At 73.0% G+C, this 18,844-nt stretch carries 16 protein-coding genes; 9 read left to right on the forward strand and 7 right to left on the reverse strand.

What is annotated here, in order from left to right; all coding sequences use genetic code 11:
- Positions 1-176: 176 nt before the first annotated feature.
- The 5 genes from ACFXB5_RS08650 to ACFXB5_RS08670 all read left to right on the forward strand — a co-directional run bounded on the left by ACFXB5_RS08650 (position 177) and on the right by ACFXB5_RS08670 (position 9,144).
- Positions 177-824, forward strand: coding sequence for a GNAT family N-acetyltransferase (locus ACFXB5_RS08650; RefSeq protein WP_385204154.1), 648 nt, complete (start codon positions 177-179; stop codon positions 822-824).
- Positions 825-1,130: 306 nt separating this feature from the next.
- Complete coding sequence (cbiE, locus tag ACFXB5_RS08655; protein ID WP_385204157.1) at positions 1,131-2,384, forward strand: precorrin-6y C5,15-methyltransferase (decarboxylating) subunit CbiE; 1,254 nt, start codon at positions 1,131-1,133, stop codon at positions 2,382-2,384.
- Positions 2,385-2,664: 280 nt separating this feature from the next.
- Positions 2,665-6,903 carry a nicotinate-nucleotide--dimethylbenzimidazole phosphoribosyltransferase gene (gene cobT / locus ACFXB5_RS08660; RefSeq protein ID WP_385204160.1) on the forward strand — a complete coding sequence of 1,413 codons (4,239 nt, stop codon included), beginning with the start codon at positions 2,665-2,667 and terminating at the stop codon, positions 6,901-6,903.
- A gap of 107 nt (positions 6,904-7,010) precedes the next feature.
- The gene (gene cobA / locus ACFXB5_RS08665) at positions 7,011-8,231 is read left to right on the forward strand and encodes a uroporphyrinogen-III C-methyltransferase (RefSeq protein ID WP_385204163.1); all 1,221 of its coding nucleotides are present in this window, start codon (positions 7,011-7,013) and stop codon (positions 8,229-8,231) included.
- A gap of 94 nt (positions 8,232-8,325) precedes the next feature.
- Positions 8,326-9,144, forward strand: coding sequence for a TrmH family RNA methyltransferase (locus tag ACFXB5_RS08670; protein WP_385204166.1), 819 nt, complete (start codon positions 8,326-8,328; stop codon positions 9,142-9,144).
- A gap of 527 nt (positions 9,145-9,671) precedes the next feature.
- Here the strand turns inward: ACFXB5_RS08670 and ACFXB5_RS08675 are convergent.
- On the reverse strand, positions 9,672-11,063 hold the full coding sequence (locus ACFXB5_RS08675) for a serine/threonine-protein kinase (protein ID WP_385204169.1): 1,392 nt from the start codon (positions 11,061-11,063) through the stop codon (positions 9,672-9,674).
- A 474-nt stretch (positions 11,064-11,537) separates the two neighbouring features.
- Between ACFXB5_RS08675 and ACFXB5_RS08680 the strand changes: the two genes are divergently transcribed.
- Together ACFXB5_RS08680 and ACFXB5_RS08685 are read left to right on the forward strand one after the other, a co-directional pair.
- Positions 11,538-11,774: a hypothetical protein gene (locus tag ACFXB5_RS08680; protein WP_201854607.1), complete on the forward strand. Its 237-nt coding sequence runs from the start codon at positions 11,538-11,540 to the stop codon at positions 11,772-11,774.
- Positions 11,775-12,060: 286 nt separating this feature from the next.
- Positions 12,061-12,279: a hypothetical protein gene (locus tag ACFXB5_RS08685; RefSeq protein ID WP_385204172.1), complete on the forward strand. Its 219-nt coding sequence runs from the start codon at positions 12,061-12,063 to the stop codon at positions 12,277-12,279.
- A 295-nt stretch (positions 12,280-12,574) separates the two neighbouring features.
- Here ACFXB5_RS08685 and ACFXB5_RS08690 read toward each other — a convergent pair whose 3' ends face one another.
- The 6 genes from ACFXB5_RS08690 to ACFXB5_RS08715 all read right to left on the reverse strand — a co-directional run bounded on the left by ACFXB5_RS08690 (position 12,575) and on the right by ACFXB5_RS08715 (position 17,139).
- Entirely contained in the window at positions 12,575-13,408 is an 834-nt protein-coding gene (locus ACFXB5_RS08690) for a radical SAM protein (RefSeq protein ID WP_385204175.1), read from the reverse strand.
- Positions 13,409-13,777: 369 nt separating this feature from the next.
- Complete coding sequence (locus ACFXB5_RS08695; protein ID WP_385204177.1) at positions 13,778-14,095, reverse strand: hypothetical protein; 318 nt, start codon at positions 14,093-14,095, stop codon at positions 13,778-13,780.
- A gap of 35 nt (positions 14,096-14,130) precedes the next feature.
- The gene (locus tag ACFXB5_RS08700; protein WP_385204180.1) at positions 14,131-14,493 is read right to left on the reverse strand and encodes a hypothetical protein; all 363 of its coding nucleotides are present in this window, start codon (positions 14,491-14,493) and stop codon (positions 14,131-14,133) included.
- Positions 14,494-14,952: 459 nt separating this feature from the next.
- On the reverse strand, positions 14,953-16,155 hold the full coding sequence (locus ACFXB5_RS08705) for an MFS transporter (RefSeq protein WP_385204183.1): 1,203 nt from the start codon (positions 16,153-16,155) through the stop codon (positions 14,953-14,955).
- Between the two features lie 119 nt (positions 16,156-16,274).
- The gene (locus ACFXB5_RS08710; RefSeq protein ID WP_385204186.1) at positions 16,275-16,862 is read right to left on the reverse strand and encodes a TetR family transcriptional regulator; all 588 of its coding nucleotides are present in this window, start codon (positions 16,860-16,862) and stop codon (positions 16,275-16,277) included.
- Between the two features lie 97 nt (positions 16,863-16,959).
- Entirely contained in the window at positions 16,960-17,139 is a 180-nt protein-coding gene (locus ACFXB5_RS08715) for a hypothetical protein (RefSeq protein ID WP_385204189.1), read from the reverse strand.
- 176 nt (positions 17,140-17,315) lie between these two features.
- Between ACFXB5_RS08715 and ACFXB5_RS08720 the strand changes: the two genes are divergently transcribed.
- Together ACFXB5_RS08720 and ACFXB5_RS08725 are read left to right on the forward strand one after the other, a co-directional pair.
- Positions 17,316-18,350: a phosphotransferase family protein gene (locus tag ACFXB5_RS08720; protein WP_385204192.1), complete on the forward strand. Its 1,035-nt coding sequence runs from the start codon at positions 17,316-17,318 to the stop codon at positions 18,348-18,350.
- Positions 18,351-18,427: 77 nt separating this feature from the next.
- Positions 18,428-18,709, forward strand: coding sequence for a zf-TFIIB domain-containing protein (locus tag ACFXB5_RS08725; protein ID WP_086881294.1), 282 nt, complete (start codon positions 18,428-18,430; stop codon positions 18,707-18,709).
- The last annotated feature ends 135 nt before the right edge of the window (positions 18,710-18,844 follow it).

The raw sequence follows: 18,844 nt of genomic DNA on the forward strand, positions 1-18,844 counted from the left end.
CCCACTAATCCGCCAACTTTCCCCCCCCCCGGGCGTAGCCCCGTGCCCCCCCATCCGGACCTACCACCGGATGCGGAGCCTTCCGATTCACCCCCCGTGCTGCATTTCCCCTGCGTGATGCTGCATGCTGGGCCTTTCCACGGCCCAGACAACGATCCCCGGTTACGGAGCGGCGCATGACATCCACCTTCCCGGACATCTCCATCAGTACGGAACGGCTGGTGCTGCGCCCGTTCGAGGAAGCGGACATACCCGCGCTCGCGGACATGATGAACGACGAAAGCGTCATCGCCTGGACCCGGGCGCCCTATCCGTACAACCTCGGCGACGCCCGCGACCAGGCGCTGCGGCTCGCCCCGGCGGAACGGACCACCGGCCGCGGAATCGTCTTCGCGGTCGCCGAATTCCTCACCCAGCGGCTCGTCGGCATCGTGCATCTGCGCAATACCGACTGGCGGCTGCTGGCCACCGAGGCCAGCTATATCGTCGCCCACTGGGCGCGCGGTGAGGGCTATGCCTCGGAGGCGGTGCTGGCCGTGGCCCGCTGGCTGTTCCAGGACCAGAAGTTCGAGCGCCTGGAGCTGCGCACCGCCGCCGGCAACACCGCCGCCCAGCAGGTCGCCCAGAAGGTCGGCTGCATCAGCGAGGGCGTATTGCGCCACGCCTGGATAGCCCGCACCCAGACGGAGGACGGCGGCTGGACCGATCTGCGGACCGACCTCATCGTCTGGAGCCTGCTCGCCGAGGACCTCGACGGCGCCCCCGGCCAGCTCTCCGGGCCCGACGGCTTCGGCGTCTATCCCAGCTACTCCGACTGGGGCTGATCCGGCCGGGGCTGACACCCCCACCGCACCCCGGCCGGGGCGGACATCCGGCGCATTCGCGCCGTCCGCGCCCTCGGCGCACCACCCCAGCGCCCGCCCCCGCTCCAGCGGTCCGGACCAGCCGGGGTACTCTCTGTGCGCGCCGAGCACCCGCGCCTCGGCGGCGTCCGGGGCCGCGACCCGCGCATCCGCGGCGCACCGGCCGCGACCCGCCCGTGGACCCTCGCGGGCACCGCGACGCACCCGCACCCCACCGCGACGCACCCGACAGACCCGACCCGCCACACATAGGGGAGAACAAGGACGATGGCCGACCGCGTCACGGTGATCGGTTGGGACGGCACCCCGCTCACGGACGCGGCCCGCTCCGCCCTCGGCGCGGCCACCCTCGTGGCCGGCGCCGCCCATCACCTGGCGCTGCCCGAAGCCCCGCCCGGCGCCGAGCGGATCCGGCTCGGCAGCGTGGACCTCGCGGCCCGAAGGATCGCCCAGCACCGCGGCTCCGCCGTGGTCCTGGCCGACGGCGACCCCGGCTTCTTCGGCGTCGTCCGCGCCCTGCGCGCCCCCGAGCACGGGCTCGAGGTCGAGGTCGTCCCCGCCGTCTCCTCCGTCGCCACCGCCTTCGCGCGGGCCGGGATGCCCTGGGACGACGCCCAGGTCGTCGTCGCCCACAGCCGCGATCTGCGCCGCGCGGTCAACGTCTGCCGCGCCCACACCAAGGTCGCCGTCCTCACCTCGCCCGGCGCGGGGCCCGCCGAACTCGCGCTGCTGCTCGGCCCGGTGCACCGCACCTTCGTCATCTGCGAGGCCCTGGGCACCGAACGCGAGCAGGTCACCGTGCTGACCTCCGACAAGGCCGCCGACCACGCCTGGCGCGACCCCAACGTCGTCATCGTCATCGGCGGCTCCGGCATAGCGCCCGTCCGCGGCGGTTCGTCGGCCGGTGCCGCCCGCGGCGCGCTCCAGGCCGGCGGCTGGATCGCCGGACGCGACCCCGGCTACCCGGGCGCCGTCCGCGGCTGGGCGCTGCCCGGCGCCGCGTACGGGACCGCGCTGAGCGAGAGCGAGTCCCCGCAGCTGCGCGCCCTCCAACTCGCCCGCGTCGGCCCCCGCCTGGGCGACCTGGTCTGGGACATCGGAGCGGGCAGCGGCGCGGCGGCCGTCGAGACCGCCGGGTTCGGCGCCGCCGTCATCGCCGTCGACCGCGACCCGGACGCCTGCGAGCGCACCGCCACCCTGGCCCGCCGCTTCGCCGTACAGCTCCAAGTGGTCCAGGGCGTCGCCCCCGAGGTGCTGGAGGATCTGCCGGAGCCCGATGTGGTGCGGATCGGCGGCGGGGGCGCGCCCGTGGTCGCCGCGTGCGCCGCGCGCCGCCCCGAGCGCATCGTCACGCAGGCCGCGACCCGGGACGAGGCGGAGGCCATCGGCGCGGCGCTGGAGGACGGCGGCTACGCCGTCGAATGCGTGCTGTCGCAGTCCGTCGAACTGGACACGCGGGGCTGGACCGAACGGGAGCGCGCGGTCGCCTTCATGCTGTGCGGCCACCGTCCGCACCAGTGATTTTGTCCTTGTGACGTTCGCCCCGACCTTCGCCCCGGTGACCTGCTCGGCGCACCGCCCGGGGTAGGCTGGCGGATCGTTGTACTGCCTTCACCGCTGCCCGGCGTTCGGTGCTTTATTGGCCAAAGGCCGGAATGTGCCCCTCCCTTGGTGGGGCCGCGGTAGGCAAGCCTCGGGCGTGTCTACGTGCCGCGCACGGCGCATGCTCGTTCTTGCTCAGGGGGCTTGCTCTCGGCGGTAGGCGGTTGGAAGGAGCACTAGCGATGGGCGAGGGGTACGCATGACCGACACCGGCCAGGTCCCGGGCGAGGGACTGCCGGAGAACGCAGGCGGACGACTCGGACACCCGCACCCGGCGGATGTCCATGCCCCGCCTGCCGACGCCGGTTACATCGAACAGCCGCAGCCCGGTGTCCCTCCCGGCACCGCCTACACCTTCCTCGACGGCTCCGAACACGTGGGCGAGGAGGACGACCTGCTGCTGATGCCGGGCGCCCAGGGCGCCTGGAGCGAGCAGCAGGCCCAGTACCAGACCGGGGCGTACGAGGCGGGCGTGCTCGACCCCGCCGCGTACGCCGAGACCCAGATGCCCGAGCCACAGCCCGTGGTGGAGCAGCCCGTACCGCAGCAGGCCCCCGCCCCGGCCGCGTACGCGGCGCCCACCGCCCCCGCCCGGCGGCCGCTCCACATGGGCCCGCCGGTGCCCGACACCTCCAACGGCGTGGTGCGTTCGCTCGCCGACCGGGGCCCGGCGGCGGGTCGGCACGCCGCGCCCGCACGCCATCCGGAGCCCCAGCCGCAGTCGGCGCCCGAGCAGCAGGTCCCGCCCGAGCAGCAGGCCTTCCCGGAGGCCCTGGAACCGCAGGGCGGGCCCGAGCCGCAGCCGCAGGTGCCGCACCAGGTCGCGTCCCAGCCCGAGGTGCTGCCCGAGCCGCAGCCGGAGTACGGGGCGGGGGCGCAGCAGGGCGTCCCGGTGCCCGAGCAGGGCGGGATGACCGAGCAGCAGTTCGCCGGGCCTGAGGGGTTCGCCGGGCCTGAGGGGTTCGCCGGGCCCGAGCAGTTCGTCATGCCTGAGCAGCCGTTCGCCGCGCCTGAGCTGTTCGTCGTTCCCGAGCCGCAGCCGGTCATGCCCGAGCCGCAGCCCGTGATGCCCGAGCCACAGCCCGTGATGCCCGAGCAGCCGCTGGCGGCGGACTACTCCACCGCGCCCCAGTACGCCGCCGGGCCGCAGTACTTCACCCCGCAGCCCGACGACTCGGGCCAGCTCCCCGGGCCCCAGCTCGCGGACCTCTCACAGCTCGTCGACGCCCCGCCGCCGGGGGACGCGTGGGACTCCACGCCGCCGATGCAGCAGGCCGTTCCCGTGGAGACGGGCGTTCCGGCCGAGGAGCCCCAGGTCGCGGAGGTGCCCGAAGCGGAGCCCGCTCCCGAACAGTTCGCCCAGCCCGAGGCGTTTGCGCCGGAGGCGCAGCCGGTCCCGATGGACCAGGCGTATGTGGATCCGCCCGCCGTGGACCTGGCCGCTGTGGACCCGCACCAGACGGGTGCGACCATCCCGGCCCAGGCCGGGGCGCCCGTCGTGGAGCCCGCCCCGCAGGCGGCCGTGGCCGAGGAGCAGGTCGTCGACATCCCGGCCCAGGCCCAGAGCGAGCCCGTCACCGAACTGTCCGAGGCCCAGCCCGTCCCGGCTCCGGTCGCGGAGGCCGCGCCGGAGATCCCGGCGCAGCTGGCCCATGAGCCGATCGCGATCGAGGTACCGCCCGCTCCCGCCGCCGAGGGCCCCGCCGATGAGGCCGCTCAGCAACTCCCGGAGCAGCCCGCCGAAACGGTGGAGCAGCCCGCCGTGGACCCGGGTCACTCGATAGTGGCCGACGAGACGCCTCAGCCCGAGGTGTCCGACGCCGGGGAATCGGCCGCCGCCGAGGAGCCCCAGCAGGAGGCGCCCGCCGAGCCGCAGGCTGAGGCGACGGATGAGGCTGAGGCCGCACCGGCGGTCGAGGCCGCGACGCCGGAGGAGCCCGCCGAGGAGCAGGCGGCGGCCCAGGCGCCTGAGCAGGCGGCGGCCGAGCCGGAGCCCGAGTCGATCGCTGCTGAGACGGAGACCCCCGAGACAGTGGCCGAGTCCATGGCTGAGGAGCCGTCACCGGAGGAGCAGGCTCCCGAGGCCGAAGCGGCGGACGCCCCGGACACGCCGGACACCGAGGCCGCCGCGAGCGAAGCGCCCGAGGCGGAGGCGCCCGAGACGGCCGAGGCCGAGGCGACGCCCGCCGAGCCGGAGGCGGAAGCGGTCGCCGAGGCAGCGCCGGAGACCGGTATGGAGGCCGCCGAGCCCATGGATGAAGCAGGGGCGGAGGACCAGCCCGCCGTTCCCGAGGCCGCGGCCCCCGAAACGGCCCCCGAAGCCGAAGCCACCGAGCCCGAGCCCCAGGCCACCGAGCAGGACACCACCGGGTCGGAAGCTGGTACCCCGGAAGCCGACGAGCCGGAGGCCAGCGCGATGGAACCCACCGAGCCCGAGGCCGAGACCGCCGAACCGGAGACCACGGACGCGGAAGCCGCCGAGCCCGAAGCCACGGAGCCCGACGCCGGCGCCCCCGAAGCCGCTGACTCCGAAGCCGCCGCCGAGGCCGTCGCCCCCGAGCCCGAATCGGACCCAGAGACGGCCCCCGAGGACGCCACCCCCGAGACGGCCCCCGAATCCGCAGCGGAGCCGGACCCCAAGTCGGAATCCGAGCCGGAGCCGGAGCCGGACCCCGAGCCCGAGGCGGTCCCCATCCCCATCGGCCCCCGCGCCGAGGGGTACGACGAGGCCGAGCGCGCCGCCGTCCACCGCGTGATGCGCGAGCGCCGGGACATCCGTAACGGCTTCCGGCCCGACCCCATCCCGCACGAAGTGCTGCTGCGCGTCCTCGAGGCCGCGCACACCGCGCCCAGCGTGGGGCACTCCCAGCCGTGGGACTTCGTCGTGATCCGCTCGGAGGAGACCCGGCGGGCCATGCACGAGCTGGCCGTCCGCCAGCGGGACGCGTACGCCAAGTCCCTCCCCAAGGGCCGGGCCAAGCAGTTCAAGGAACTGAAGATCGAGGCCATCCTCGAGACCCCGGTCAATATCGTCGTCACCGCCGACCCCACCCGCGGCGGCCGCCACACCCTCGGCCGGCACACCCAGCCGCAGATGGCGCCGTACTCCTCCGCGCTCGCGGTGGAGAACCTCTGGCTCGCCGCCCGCGCCGAGGGCCTCGGCGTCGGCTGGGTCAGCTTCTTCGACGAGCGCGAGATGGTCCGGGAGCTCGGGCTGCCCGAGCATCTGGAGGTCGTGGCGTATCTGTGCGTCGGATACGTCGACGAGTTCCCGGAGGAGCCGGAGCTGATGAAGGCCGGGTGGTCCAAGCGCCGCCCGCTGTCCTGGGTCGTCCACGAGGAGGCGTACGGCCGCCGCACCCTGCCCGGCGGGGACCCGCACAATCTGCTCCAGGAGACCCTGCGGGGCATCCGCCCGCTGGACGCCAAGGCGCTCGGTGAGGCGTGGGAGCGGCAGAAGCGGATGACCAAGCCGTCCGGCGCGCTCGGCATGCTGGAGATCATCTCCGCCCAGCTGAGCGGGCTGTCCCGGCAGTGCCCGCCGCCGATCCCGGAGCCCGCGGCCGTCGCGATCTTCGCGGGCGACCACGGGGTGCACGCCCAGGGCGTCACCGCCTGGCCGCAGGAGGTCACCAGCCAGATGGTGGCCAACTTCCTGGGCGGCGGCGCGGTCTGCAACGCCTTCGCCGGCCAGGTGGGCGCCGAGGTGTGCATCGTGGACGTCGGGGTGGCGAGCGATCTGCCCAGCACCCCCGGGCTGCTGCCGCGCAAGGTGCGGGCGGGCACCGGAGACTTCACCGTGGGCCCCGCGCTCACTCGCGCGGAGGTGCTGCGCGCCATCGAGGTGGGCATCGAGACCGCCCGCGATCTGGTGGCCGCCGGGAACAAGGCGCTGCTCACCGGGGAGATGGGGATCGCCAACACCACCGTGTCGGCCGCCCTGGTCTCCGTCTACACCGGCGCCGACCCGGCCGAGGTGACCGGGCGCGGCACGGGCATCAACGACGAGATGCACGCGCGCAAGATCGATGTCGTACGGCGCGGGCTCGAGCTGCACCAGCCCGATCCGGCCGACCCCATCGGCGTCCTGTCGGCGATCGGCGGCCTGGAGCACGCCGCGATCGCCGGGCTGCTGCTGGGCGGCGCCTCGCTGCGCACGCCCGTGATCCTGGACGGGGTGAGCGCGGGCGCCGCCGCGCTGGTCGCCCGCGCCATCGCGCCCGAGGTGCTGGCGGCCTGCATCGCGGGCCACCGCAGTGCCGAGCCGGGCCATGTGGCGGCCCTGAACAAGCTGGGTCTGCGCCCCCTGGTCGACCTGGATCTGCGGCTCGGCGAGGGCACCGGGGCGCTGCTCGCCCTCCCGGTGGTGCAGAGCGCCGCACGGGCGATGCACGAGGTGGCCACGTTCGACTCCGCAGGGGTCACGGAGAAGAACTGATGCGTGCCCCCGCCGCGTAGGGTGTCGGCGGGGGCCCCGCCCCACAGTCGATCAGCCGCTCCAGCGCCGCAGCGGCCGTTGCTTCGCATGAGGAGAGCCGCACCGCCATGTCCGAAAACTTCGCATACCCGGTCGGGCTGCGCCTTTCCGGGCGGCGTGTCGTCGTCCTCGGGGCGGGTCAGGTCGCCCAGCGCCGGCTGCCCGCGCTGATAGCGGCCGGTGCGGACATCCTGCTGATCTCGCCGTCCGCCACGGCCTCCGTCGAGGCCATGGCCGAGGCGGGGGAGGTGCGCTGGGAGCGCCGCCGCTACCAGGAGGGCGACTTCGAGGGCGCCTGGTACGTCCTGGTCACCACCGACGACCCGGAGGCCAACGCCGCCGCGTCCGCCGAGGCCGAGGCGCGCCGCGTCTGGTGCGTGCGCAGCGACGACGCCGAGGCCGCCTCCGCCTGGACCCCGGCCACCGGACGCAGCGAGGGCGTCACCGTCGCCGTCCTCACCGGACAGGACCCGCGCCGCTCCGCCGCCGTACGGGACGCCGTGGTGGAGGGGCTGCGCGACGGCACGCTCGGCGCGCCCCGCCACCGCACCCGCGGTCCCCATGTGGCGCTGGTGGGCGGCGGGCCCGGCGATCCGGACCTGATCACCGTGCGCGGCCGCCGCCTGCTCGCCGAGGCGGACGTGGTGGTGGCCGACCGCCTCGGCCCGCGCGATCTGCTCGATGAACTGCCGCCGCATGTCGAGGTGATCGACGCGGCGAAGATCCCGTACGGCCGCTTCATGGCCCAGGAGGCGATCAACAACGCGCTGATCGAGCACGCCAAGGCGGGCAAGTCGGTGGTCCGCCTCAAGGGCGGTGACCCCTTCGTCTTCGGGCGCGGCATGGAGGAGGCGGAGGCGCTCGCCGAGGCCGGGATCCCGTGCACCGTCGTGCCCGGCATCTCCAGCTCCATCAGCGTCCCGGGTGCGGCCGGGATCCCGGTGACCCACCGGGGCGTCGCGCATGAGTTCACGGTGGTCAGCGGCCATGTCGCCCCCGACGACCCCAGCTCCCTGGTGGACTGGGCGGCGCTGGCGAGGCTGCGCGGCACGCTGGTGCTGCTCATGGCCGTCGAGAAGATCGGCGCCATCGCCGCGGCCCTCGTCGCCCACGGCCGCGCCGCCGACACCCCCGTCGCCGTGGTCCAGGAGGGCACGACCGCGGCCCAGCGCCGGGTGGACGCGACCCTCGCCACCGTCGGGGAGAAGGTCGCGGCCGAGGGCGTACGGCCCCCGGCGGTCGTGGTGATCGGTGAGGTCGTCGCCCTCTCGTCCCGTGACCACCGGTGATGTCACCGGACGTACGTCATCGGACGTAACCGCCGGTAACTTATTCACGTCGGGCTCATTGGCACCGCATCCAGGACAAGGCAGTATCACTTAAGTGGCTGATCTCATCACCGTCGATGATCCGGACGACCCGCGGCTGAGCGACTACACGGGTCTGACCGATGTGGAGCTACGACGCAAGCGAGAGCCGGCCGAGGGCCTGTTCATCGCCGAGGGCGAGAAGGTGATCCGGCGCGCCCGGGTCGCCGGTTACGAGATGCGCTCGATGCTGCTGTCGTCCAAGTGGGTCGATGTGATGCGGGACGTGATCGAGGACGTCCCCGCCCCCGTCTACGCCGTCAGCCCCGAACTGGCCGAACGCGTGACGGGCTACCACGTCCACCGCGGCGCCCTCGCCTCCATGCAGCGCAAGCCGCTGCCGGACGCGGAGACGATCCTGGCGGGCGCGCGGCGCGTCGCCATCATGGAGTCCGTCAACGACCACACCAACACCGGCGCCATCTTCCGCAGCGCGGCGGCACTCGGCATGGACGCCGTGCTCCTCTCCCCGGACTGCGCCGACCCCCTCTACCGGCGCTCGGTCAAGGTCTCCATGGGCGCCGTCTTCTCCGTGCCGTATGCCCGCCTGGAGAGCTGGCCGCGCGGGCTGGAGGCGGTCCGGGAGGCGGGCTTCAAGATCCTCGCGCTGACCCCCGACGAGAAGGCCACCACCATCGACGACGCGGCCCCGCACCGCCTGGAACGGGTCGCGCTGATGCTGGGCGCGGAGGGCGAAGGGCTCTCCACCCAGGCGCTGATGGCCGCGGACGAGTGGGTCCGGATCCCCATGGCCCACGGCGTGGACTCCCTCAACGTGGGCGCGGCGGCGGCGGTCGCCTTCTACGCGGTCACCTCGGGCAGACCGGGACCCTGACCGCTACGGGGTGTCCGGCGCATGGCAGGGGCTTCACCCCTGGCCCCCGGGGCCTGGGGCGAGGTCCCGCGCGTGGCGAGGCCCCGCTCGTGGTGGAGTCCCGCTCGTGGTGGAGTCCCGCTCGTGGTGGAGTCCCGCTCGTGGTGGAGTCCCGCTCGTGGTGGAGTCCCGCACCCGGCGGAGTCCCGCGCGTGGCGAGGCCCCGCACCCGGCGGAGTCCCGCGCGTGGCGAGGCCCCGCACCCGGCGGAGTCCCGCACGCGGTGGAGCCGCATCTCGGCGCTTTCCCCTCCCCGCCCCGTCCCTCCCCGCGGCATCGGTGTGCGGCTGCGCCGTGTGGAGGGGCTGCCCTCCCCGGACCCCCGGATCTGGGGCGGAGCCCCGCCTTCCAGCCCCTCCAGGGAGCACCTCCCAGCGGTAGCTGGGGGAGTTTGAGGAGCGGGGTCTGGGGCGGAGCCCCAGTTGTGGGAAGGGGCGGGTAGGGGAACAGCCCGCCGCAGGCGCCAAGCCCCGTCGGACACTCCGTAACTAGCGGCCGTCAGGCTCGGCCGCCACCGAGCCCGGTGCCGCCACCGAGCCCGGTGCCGCCACCGAGTCCGGTGCCGCCGACGAGACCGCCCCCGACCCCGTCGGCTTCGACGGCGCGCCCAGGCCGTTCGCCGGGCCCTGGCAGCCCTGCGCCGCCGCGATCCCCAGCGCCACCAACAGCGTCACCACGACGAACACGGTCAGCCGCTGCCGCAGCAGCCGGCGGTTGGGCCCGCTGGGGCGGCGTCCGTTCGGCGAGGTGCGCACGGTCTGGGCCGGGCGCCCCGTACGCGCGGGTGGCCTCGGGCCACCCCGGCGCTGCGCCGGGCGCGCGGGCGTGTTCCGCCCCGAGGGCCGTCCCGAGCTCCCGCCCGTACTGGCTCCCGGCCGCTGGGACGGGGGCCCGCTCCGCGGCGCGGGCGTACCGCCGGAGCGCCGCTCCGTGTGCTGGTCGGCGTACGCCTCGGGGCGCCGCGCCGGGGGACGGCCCGGCCCGCCGCCGTAGCCCCCGGCACCGGCACCGGCACCGGCACCGGCACCGGCACCGGCACCGGCACCGGAGCCGTGGCCGTGCGCCTCGCGCGCGGCGATCTCCTTCAGCCGCAGCGACAGTTGCAGGGTGCTCGGCCGGTCCTCCGGGTCCTTGGCCAGACAGGCGTGGAGCAGCGGCGCCAGGGCGTCGGGGACGCCCAGCAGCTGCGGCTCCTCATGGACCACCCGGTACAGCATCACCTCGGAACTGCCGTGCCCGAACGGAGAGTCCGCCGTCGAGGCGTACGCGAGCGTGGCGCCCAGCGCGAAGACGTCGGTCGCCGGGGTCACCGCGGCGCCCCGCACCTGCTCGGGCGCGAGGAAGCCGGGCGAGCCGACCGCCGTGCCCACGTGGGTGAGGGTGCTGGCCCCGGTCGCCCAGGCGATGCCGAAGTCGATGATGCGCGGGCCCTTGGGGGAGAGCAGGATGTTGGAGGGCTTGAGGTCGCGGTGGACGACCCCGGCCTCATGGACCGCCAACAGCCCCTCCGCCAGCGCCGACCCGATCGACGCGACCTGGGCGGCGGGCAGCGGGCCCTCCTCGTTCACCTTGTCGTGGAGGGAGGGGCCCGGTACGTACTGGGTGGCGAACCAGGGGCGGTCGGCCTCCAGGTCGGCGGCGACCAGCCGGGCCGTACAGCCGCCGCGGATCCGCCGGGCGGCGGAGACCTCCCGGGCGAACCGGGACCGGAACTCCCGGTCCTCGGCGAGGTCCGGACGGATCACCTTCAGGGCCACCCGCTGTCCGCGCCGGTCGGAGCCGAGGTAGACCACCCCCATGCCGCCCGCGCCGAGCCGCCGGTGGAGGCGGAAGGAGCCGACGACACGCGGGTCCTCGCGCCGGAGCCGCATCATCGCCATGTCCGTCCCCTACCTCCGGTGGGGAGGCCCCTTCCCTGAGGGCCTGTCTGGAGTTGTGATCTGGGCTCGCGGGGCGTGGCACGCACGCTCGCGGCGTTGCCGAAATGCCCTAGTAGCTCCGCTACGAGGGCCTTCCGGCGCCTTGCGATCGCACGCACCACGCCCCGCTTCCTGATCCAGATCACAACTCCAGACAGGCCCTAACCCCTGGTGGGGAGCCCCATCCGCTGCCGTCTGCTTGCCGTTTGCCGTCGAACTGCCGCCGGTTCGCCGCTGTGGTTCCGTTGCCGTCCGTCTGACGTGCACAGCTTACGGATTGACGGCCCCTCGCGCTGAGAGGCCGCGCATGCGTCGGCGGACGGATTGTCAGTGGTGCCTGGGATCCTGGAGAAGTGGGCCGGAATCGTGGCAATCCGCGCTCGGGCTCGCTGCTGCGTGATCTCAAAAGGCCGTCTCAGAAGGGGGATTGAGACCGTGAAGGGTGATCGTGTGGAGATAGTCGTGGACGCGGGGGACACGACGCGGACGTATGAAGTGGTGGCCACCAGGGCGGGCCGGAGGGTCGAGACGGCGGTTCGGCGGGGGGTGGTGGAAGTGAGCGAAGTCACCCGTAATGGGTCCGTTGTGCGGACGGCCCGCTTCATGGGCAACCGGGTCCTGGCCCTGGTCGAGCAGCCGGTGGAGCGGAGCGAGGAGGGAGAGGGCGAGTAGGGCTCGCCCGCGCTCGGAGGGGCACCCTCCGCCGGCTCCGGAGGGCCTCCGGAGGGATCTCTTCCGCGGTCCCCTCCGGGAAGACCCCAAGGCGTGAGGGCGCATCTCCACCCAGGGGAGTAGTCGACGCCTCCCGGGGTCATCCTCCGGGAGGCCCGGCAATCGGTACGAAGGCATGACGCCGAGGACCGGGGCGCGCACCTAATGTTGTCGTCAAGCGGCGGGCGCAGCACTCGTCCCCCGAGGTCAGACGCTCGCCGCCCCCAGATGTGACGGAGGAGGGACGATGGCGGACACGGCTGGACGCACGCTCATCGGAACACGTCGTCGCAGGTCGGTGAGCGCGGCGGTGGACGCGTTCGGCGGCCCGCAGACCGGCACCCGCCATCCTCTGGTCGCGGCGGCGATGGTGCTGCCGATGGCCATCTTCCTGACCATCACCTTCGGCGGCTGGGAAGCCGTCGTCACACAAGCGTCGTCCGTGGCCGGAATGCTGGGGCGCTGAGCGCCCCGGGCCCGGGAGAGCGGCCCGGGCCGGGGACTTCCGGCCATATAACCCCGTGGGGACGGGGGTGCGGCGGACGGCACGAATGCCCGGACAGCTGGGGAGCTGTCCGGGCATCGCGCCTTTTGGGGCCAGTGCGGACCGCCGCCGTAAGGACCCCCTCGCGCTTGTGCGTGATCAGCTCAGTTCGGCAGACCAGTTTCCGCGGCCGAGGAACGTACGACCATCGGGCATGATGTCCACGCGGGCCCCTCGTACCGGCAGCTCGCCGTTGCTGAGCCAGTAGTCGCGGACTTTATCGAGGGCGTCCCATAGCCGACGGGGGCCGCCTTTCGTCCGGGGTACAGGCGCCGGCGCGCGGCTCGGGCACGGCTGCAATCATCTCGCCCCACCGGTCGCTGTGCAGGATCTCGGCGAGACGCTGTTCGCGGACGTTGCCGGCGACCATGAAGCGACTGAGGATGCAGCCGGACACGGCCCCGTCGGGGGAGACGGATACGCGGTGCCGGAAGCAGTGCCCGCACAGCTCGGCGGCGGTCGGCGTGCTCGTGTCCGGCTCGGCCGCGCGTCCGACCTTGCGCATGCGGTCGACCTGGATTTCCTTGATGCCGAGCCGGTGCAGCTCCGCTTTGGCCTGCTCGACGCGCTGCCCCTCGATCACTTCGACGATGCCGGTACGCATGGGGATACCGCGGCGGACCGCTTCGACGATGTTCGCCCTGGTGCGGTCGAGGCTTCCGCGCGTGCGGGTGATCTCCTCGTGCTGGGCCCGGTCGTCGCTGTAGTAGGACGTGGCGAGGCAGACGCCCTTACGGCTGAACGAGTCCCAGAGGGACGGCCGTACGTGGGTGAGGTTCGAATACACCTCGACGTCGGGGCCGGCGTTGATGGCTTCGTCGATGAACTGCGGCAGGTGCGGCGAGAGGGTCGGCTCGCCGCCGATGAACTGGACTAGGGGGATGCCCAGCTCGGCCACGTCCGCGATGACGTGTGACCAGTCGTCGCGGGTCATGTGCCCGGAGGGTGCCTGCGGGCTGCTGCTGGTGCAGCAGTGGGTACAGCGGAGTTGGCAGGTGCCGGTGATCTCCAGCTCAACGGACTGGATACCGGCCACGATGGCTGTGTTCATGTGTGTGCCTTCATGAGTAGACGGGTGCGACCCTGGCCCTGCGGTCGCCTGGGGTGGTGCCCCGCCCCCGCCCCCGCGTCCCGGGGGCGTACTGATCGCGGGGCGGAGTCCTCGCCCTGCGGTCGGTGGCCGTGCCTGGCTGCGCCGACCGCAGGGTGTCGGGGAGGATGGCCCGCTGGAGCCGTCGTCCGGTAAGGGGGCCCGGAACTTAAGCGGCCCACCCGGTCTATGGGGTCGGAACGCTCGTGAATCAGAGATAGACCGTGGGCGCCAGCAGCGCGGAAATCACGTCCGGCAGGCCAGGCAACCCGCGGCATGCTCGATGGCCGCGCGCCACTCGGTCTCAGCGGCGGCCGGGCCGTGAAGCGGTCACTGGCCGACCTCTCGGTCAGGGCCGAACTCGGCTGCCACCGCCTGAGCCAGGGCTCCGCGCAGGAGGGAGCTGTTGGTGAGGTAGCAGTCGGGCCCGAGGGGGACGCGCCAGTGCAGTACCGGCCCGGTGGTACGGCCGATGGGAGGAACCCCGATGTAGGAAGTCGGGTCCGCGCTGAGCGCCTGCACATGCGGGAGACGCCGCCAATACTGGGCGCTCCTCGCCACGATCAGCCAGTACATCTGTGCGTAGTCGGCGATGACGGCCCCCGTCGCTCCGCCGAGTGCTTCCAGTGCTCGCTCGCCGATAGGCACTTCCGTCGGGTTGCCGAGGGAAGTGCCAACGAGCGTTACAGCGGCAGGCTGACCGCGTCTGCCAGCGTCCGCATCTCCGGCGTCAACATCCGCCGCTTCTCCACCACATCGCCGAGGAATTTGATCGTGGGTATGTCGGCGAACAGCAGGTCGGGGCTGGTTCGGGCGATGTCGCCCGGTAGGGGGACGTGCAGCCGGTGTTCGGGGCGTCTGGCGCGGTGCTCGACGCTGCGGCGGCCCCACAGGCGGCGACGCTCGGACGGGCACGGATGGTGGCCGTAGACGCGGGCGAGGCGGTCCCGGTCGCCGCTGTGCCACGCATCGTCGATGCGCATCTCGGCGTACGTCTTCGACCAACTCGGCGGCGGCCACGGGGCACCGTTCTCAGGCAGAGGCATCGGCCCTCCACGCTCTGTCCTGAGGTGAGGTGCCGCCACTCGTGCGCAGTGCTGTGCATGACGTAGCGCAGTGCGTCGGCGGAGTGGTCATCGATCTTCAGCGGGGCGTCTTCGTCTCGCTCGGTCGCCTTGGGGTCCCAGCTGTAGCCGGGTAGCTCGGCGAGCAGGCCGCTACAGGACCGGTGCACCAGCAGGCGGCGGGTGTCGAGGTATGCCGTATCGAGCCAGCGGTCCGGATCGCTGGGGCCCTCTTGCAGCTCCCAGCCATCGGAACCGCGCTCCCGACATCGCGGAATGAACAGGCGCCGCGGAGTCGCGGCGACGGCCGACGCCCATGGGGAGTGCCGGTGACTTGCGGCGTCGGCCAGGGCAGTGGCGCGGGGGACCAGTCGACGCGAGGACTCCGAGAAAAGGGGCGGCGAGTCTCTGTGCGTTCAGGACTGCTCCGTGCGGTCCGGATCAGTGAGCCGTTGGGCGAAACGTGCCTACGGTCAGGACCATGAGAACCGCGGTGCATCCGCCCAGCAGCATGACCGCGGACGGAGAGCTGTGGTCCAGGACGACTCCCCCTACGAGCGCGCCCAGGGAGATCGTTGCCTGGAAGGAGGCGGTGAACAGGACCGATGCCGCTTCCGGGGCATGCGGTGCCGCCTTGGAGAACCAGGTCTGCGACGCGACCGGCACCGCGCCGTACGCGATGCCCCACACGATCAGCAGGATCACCGCGCCCGCCGCCCAGCGGCCCAACGCCGGAAGGAGGAGGGTCGCCGCGGCGATCAGACCGGCCGCGAGCCCGAAGACGGTCCGGGGGTATCGGGCCACCCAGGCGCCGCCCAGGAAGTTGCCGAGGATGCCGGCGGCGCCGTAGAGCAGCAAGAACGCAGTGATCAGACCACCGCCGGCGTGGGTGACCTGTTCCAGGAACGGTGTCACGTAGGTGTACGTGCCGAAGTGGGCCAGCACAACAAGGAACGTCAGCAAGAGCGTGAAGCGGATGTCGACGCCGCGGAGCATGCAGCCCAGGACGCTCAGCCGTGTGGTCTGGACCGGAGGAAGCGGCGGGACGAGCAGGAGCAGCATGACCAGTACACCGACCGTCAGGGCTCCCATGACGGTGAAGGCCGTTCGCCATCCGGCGAGATCTCCGATGAGGGTGCCGGTTGGCACACCGAGGACGGATCCCAGCGGGACGGCGGAGAAGATCACAGCGGTAGCCCTGCCGACCGAGGCCGGCGGCACCAGTCGTTCCGCCAACCCCGCCCCGATCGACCAGAAGCCGCCGATGGTGATCCCCACCATGATCCGAGAGGTCAGTACGAGCCAGTAGTCGGGCGCCGCGGCGGCGAGGAAGTTCGCCAGTGCCAGCAGGAGCATGAAGGCGCACAGCATCAGTCGGCGGTCGAAGCGTGCGGTGACCGCGGTGACCAGTGGGGCGGCGACAGCCGCCAGGAAGCCGGGCATGGTCATCATCAGTCCCGCCATCCCGTCCGAGACGGTGAAGCTGGATCCGATCGAGGTCAGCAGACCGATCGGCAGGATCTCGGTGGTGACGATGGCGAAGATCCCCAGCATCACCGAGACCACGGCCGGCCAGCCCTTCAGCGGGGACCGAGGGGATGGAAGTTGGCCGTTGACCAAAGCGGTGGTGGCAGTGATCGGCATGGCGTTCCGTCCTGTGAAGGCAGCGCGTTCGCCATCAGCCCAGCAGGTTCCATCAAGCGGTGGCTGGCAGGTCTGCGACCGCACCCTTGCCCTTCAGGGGTGATGTCGTATACCCGCCATCAGCGCGGGCGCAGGCCGTCGATGAGCAGGGCGCAGATGGACCGCAAGGCGGCCTCGGACCCCCGGGCCTGCCATTCGGGGGCGTGCGCCGGGTGGTGGTAGGCCATGGTGGCGGCGAAGACGGTTCGCGCCGTCGCGGCGGGGTCGGGGGAGGTGAAGTCCCCGCTGGTGACGCCGTCGGCGATGATGACGCGCAGCTGCTCGATCAGGTCGGTCACATGGCCGGCGGCCGCGCTGCTGTGCTCGGCCGTCAGGACCCGGTAGGTGGCGAACAGCTCCGGGTCCTCGGACAACAGGGTCCGCTTGGCGGCGAACAGCGTGGTGAACCAGGTACGGAGCCGCTCGGGCGGGGCCTGCCCGGTATCGGCCGCGACCGCCGCGAGGGGGTCGCGCGCCCGGCCCAGCCAGCGCCGGGTGACGGCTTCGCGCAGCGCCGCCTTGGACGGGAAGTGGCGGTAGACGCTGGCGTGGCTGACTCCCAGAGCCCGCGCCACGTCCAGCACCGTGGCCTTCGCCGGTCCATGGCGGCGCAGTACGTCCTCGGTGGCCGTCAGGATGGTCTCGGCGTCGAGGGGGCCGGAACGCATCAGGGCTCGCCGTTCCGTACGAAACGCTCCGCGTGACTCCCGGCTCCGGCGGCGGGCACCGACTGCTCGCTCACTGCCAGTTCCTCCTAGTGGCTCGTCAGAAGACCGCGAGCGGGTTGACGGGCACCCCGGTCAGCCCGTGAATACGCGGCGGCGCCACGGTGAGCAGGAAAGCATAGCGGCCCAGCTCCGCGCAGACGGCGGCGAGCTCGTCCACCTCGGCGGCGTCGATCAGGGGCAGGCCCATCATCGGCAGGGCGACCCGGTGCAGCGGCAAGGGGCAGGCGGGGTCCAGGCATGGGTTACAGAGTTCAAAGTTTGTAACCCAGCTACGGATGGGGGAACGTTCGGCCCGCGCCCGGGTGATCGGCCGACACCAGAGAGGCCCGGAGCCCCGGCACCTCGCCCGGCAGGAGCTACGATCCCGGGGCAGCCGATGACATGGGGGGAGCCGTGAACCGAACCGCGGCGCAGCTCGTCACCGCCCTCCGCCGGGCCCAGCGCGACGCCACCGCCGAGGTGACCGTCCTGGCCGACCGGCCCGACGGCACCGTCGTCCGGTGCGGCCCCGTCGTCGCCAAGGCGCATCCGCCCGGCACGGACCCGGCCGAGCTGGCCGTCCGGCTCGGCGTCGCGGCCCATCCCCGGTGCGCGGAGATACTGCTGCCGCCGGTCGACGGCATGGGAGCGCTGCCCGACGGGCGGCAGGTCACCCTCTGGCCGTACGGCGAACCCGTGGCACCCGACGCGCCGGACGCCGCCCCCTGGGGCGAGGCGGGGAGGCTGCTGGCCCGGCTGCACGCCGTGCCGGTGGCCGAACTGCCCGGCCCGCTCCCGGCGATGCGCGGCCCGGTCAAGGCGGCCCGCGCCATCGCCCGGCTGCGGGCTGCGGCGCTCCCCGACAGCGTGGCCACCCGGGCCGTGCTGCGGGCCTGGGCCGGACTGCCCGGCTGGGCGCGGGGCGTGGATCGCACGGGCCGTATGGATCACGTGGATCGTACGAACCGTATGGATCGCGTGGACCGCCCGGATCATCGGGATCGCGGAGGTCGCGTGGACCCACGCGAAGGCAACGGCGTTGGCGCTGGCGTCGGCAGCGAGGACAACCGGCTCTGCCACGGCGATCTCCACCTCGGCCAGCTCATCCGCCACCGCGCCACCGACTGGCGGCTGATCGACATCGACGACCTCGGCCTCGGCGACCCGGCCTGGGACCTCGCCCGCCCCGCCGCCTGGTACGCCGCCGGGCTGCTCGCCGCCGAGGACTGGGAGCGGTTCCTGGGGGCGTACCGGGCCGCGGGCGGCTCCGCCGCGGGGGAGCGCGACCCCTGGCCGCGGCTGGACGTGCCCGCCCGCGCCCTCACCGTCCAGACCGCCGCGCTCGCGCTCGCCAAGGCGGCTGCCGCCGGACGGGCGTTGGACGAGGCCGAGGAGGCGATGGTGGAGGCGTCCGTCCGTATCGCCCACTTCATGGAGGCCGCGGGATGAGGCCGTAGGGTGAAGTCCACGCGTCCGGACGCATGTTCCGGCGCGCACTGTCAGAAGCATGAGGAGTTGAGCGGACCATGCAGTGTCCCAAGTGCCATGCGCCGATGCACACGTACAACCGCAATGGCGTGCAGATAGAGCAGTGCAGCGGCTGCCGGGGGATCTTTCTGGACTATGGGGAGCTGGAGGCGCTGACTCGCCTTGAGTCGCAGTGGACGCAAGCGGCGCCGCCCCCACCGCCCGGTGCGCCGCAGGCCTACCCGGCCGCACCCGCGTGGGGCGCCCCGCAGCACGGGCACCACGGCGGCCACCACGGCCATCACAAGCGCGGCTTCGGGCACATGCTCTTCTCGTCCTGAGAAGCCTCTCGGCCCGGGAAACGTCGGAGGGCGGGGTGGGGGGGGGAAGGAAAAAAAAAAAAAAGAGAGGGGGAGAGAGAGGTGGTTGAAAAAAAAAAAGAGGGGGGGGGGGAGGGGGGAAAAAAAGAAGAAGAA

The organism is Streptomyces sp. NPDC059455, assembly GCF_042750115.1.
GTDB lineage: Bacteria > Actinomycetota > Actinomycetes > Streptomycetales > Streptomycetaceae > Streptomyces > Streptomyces endocoffeicus.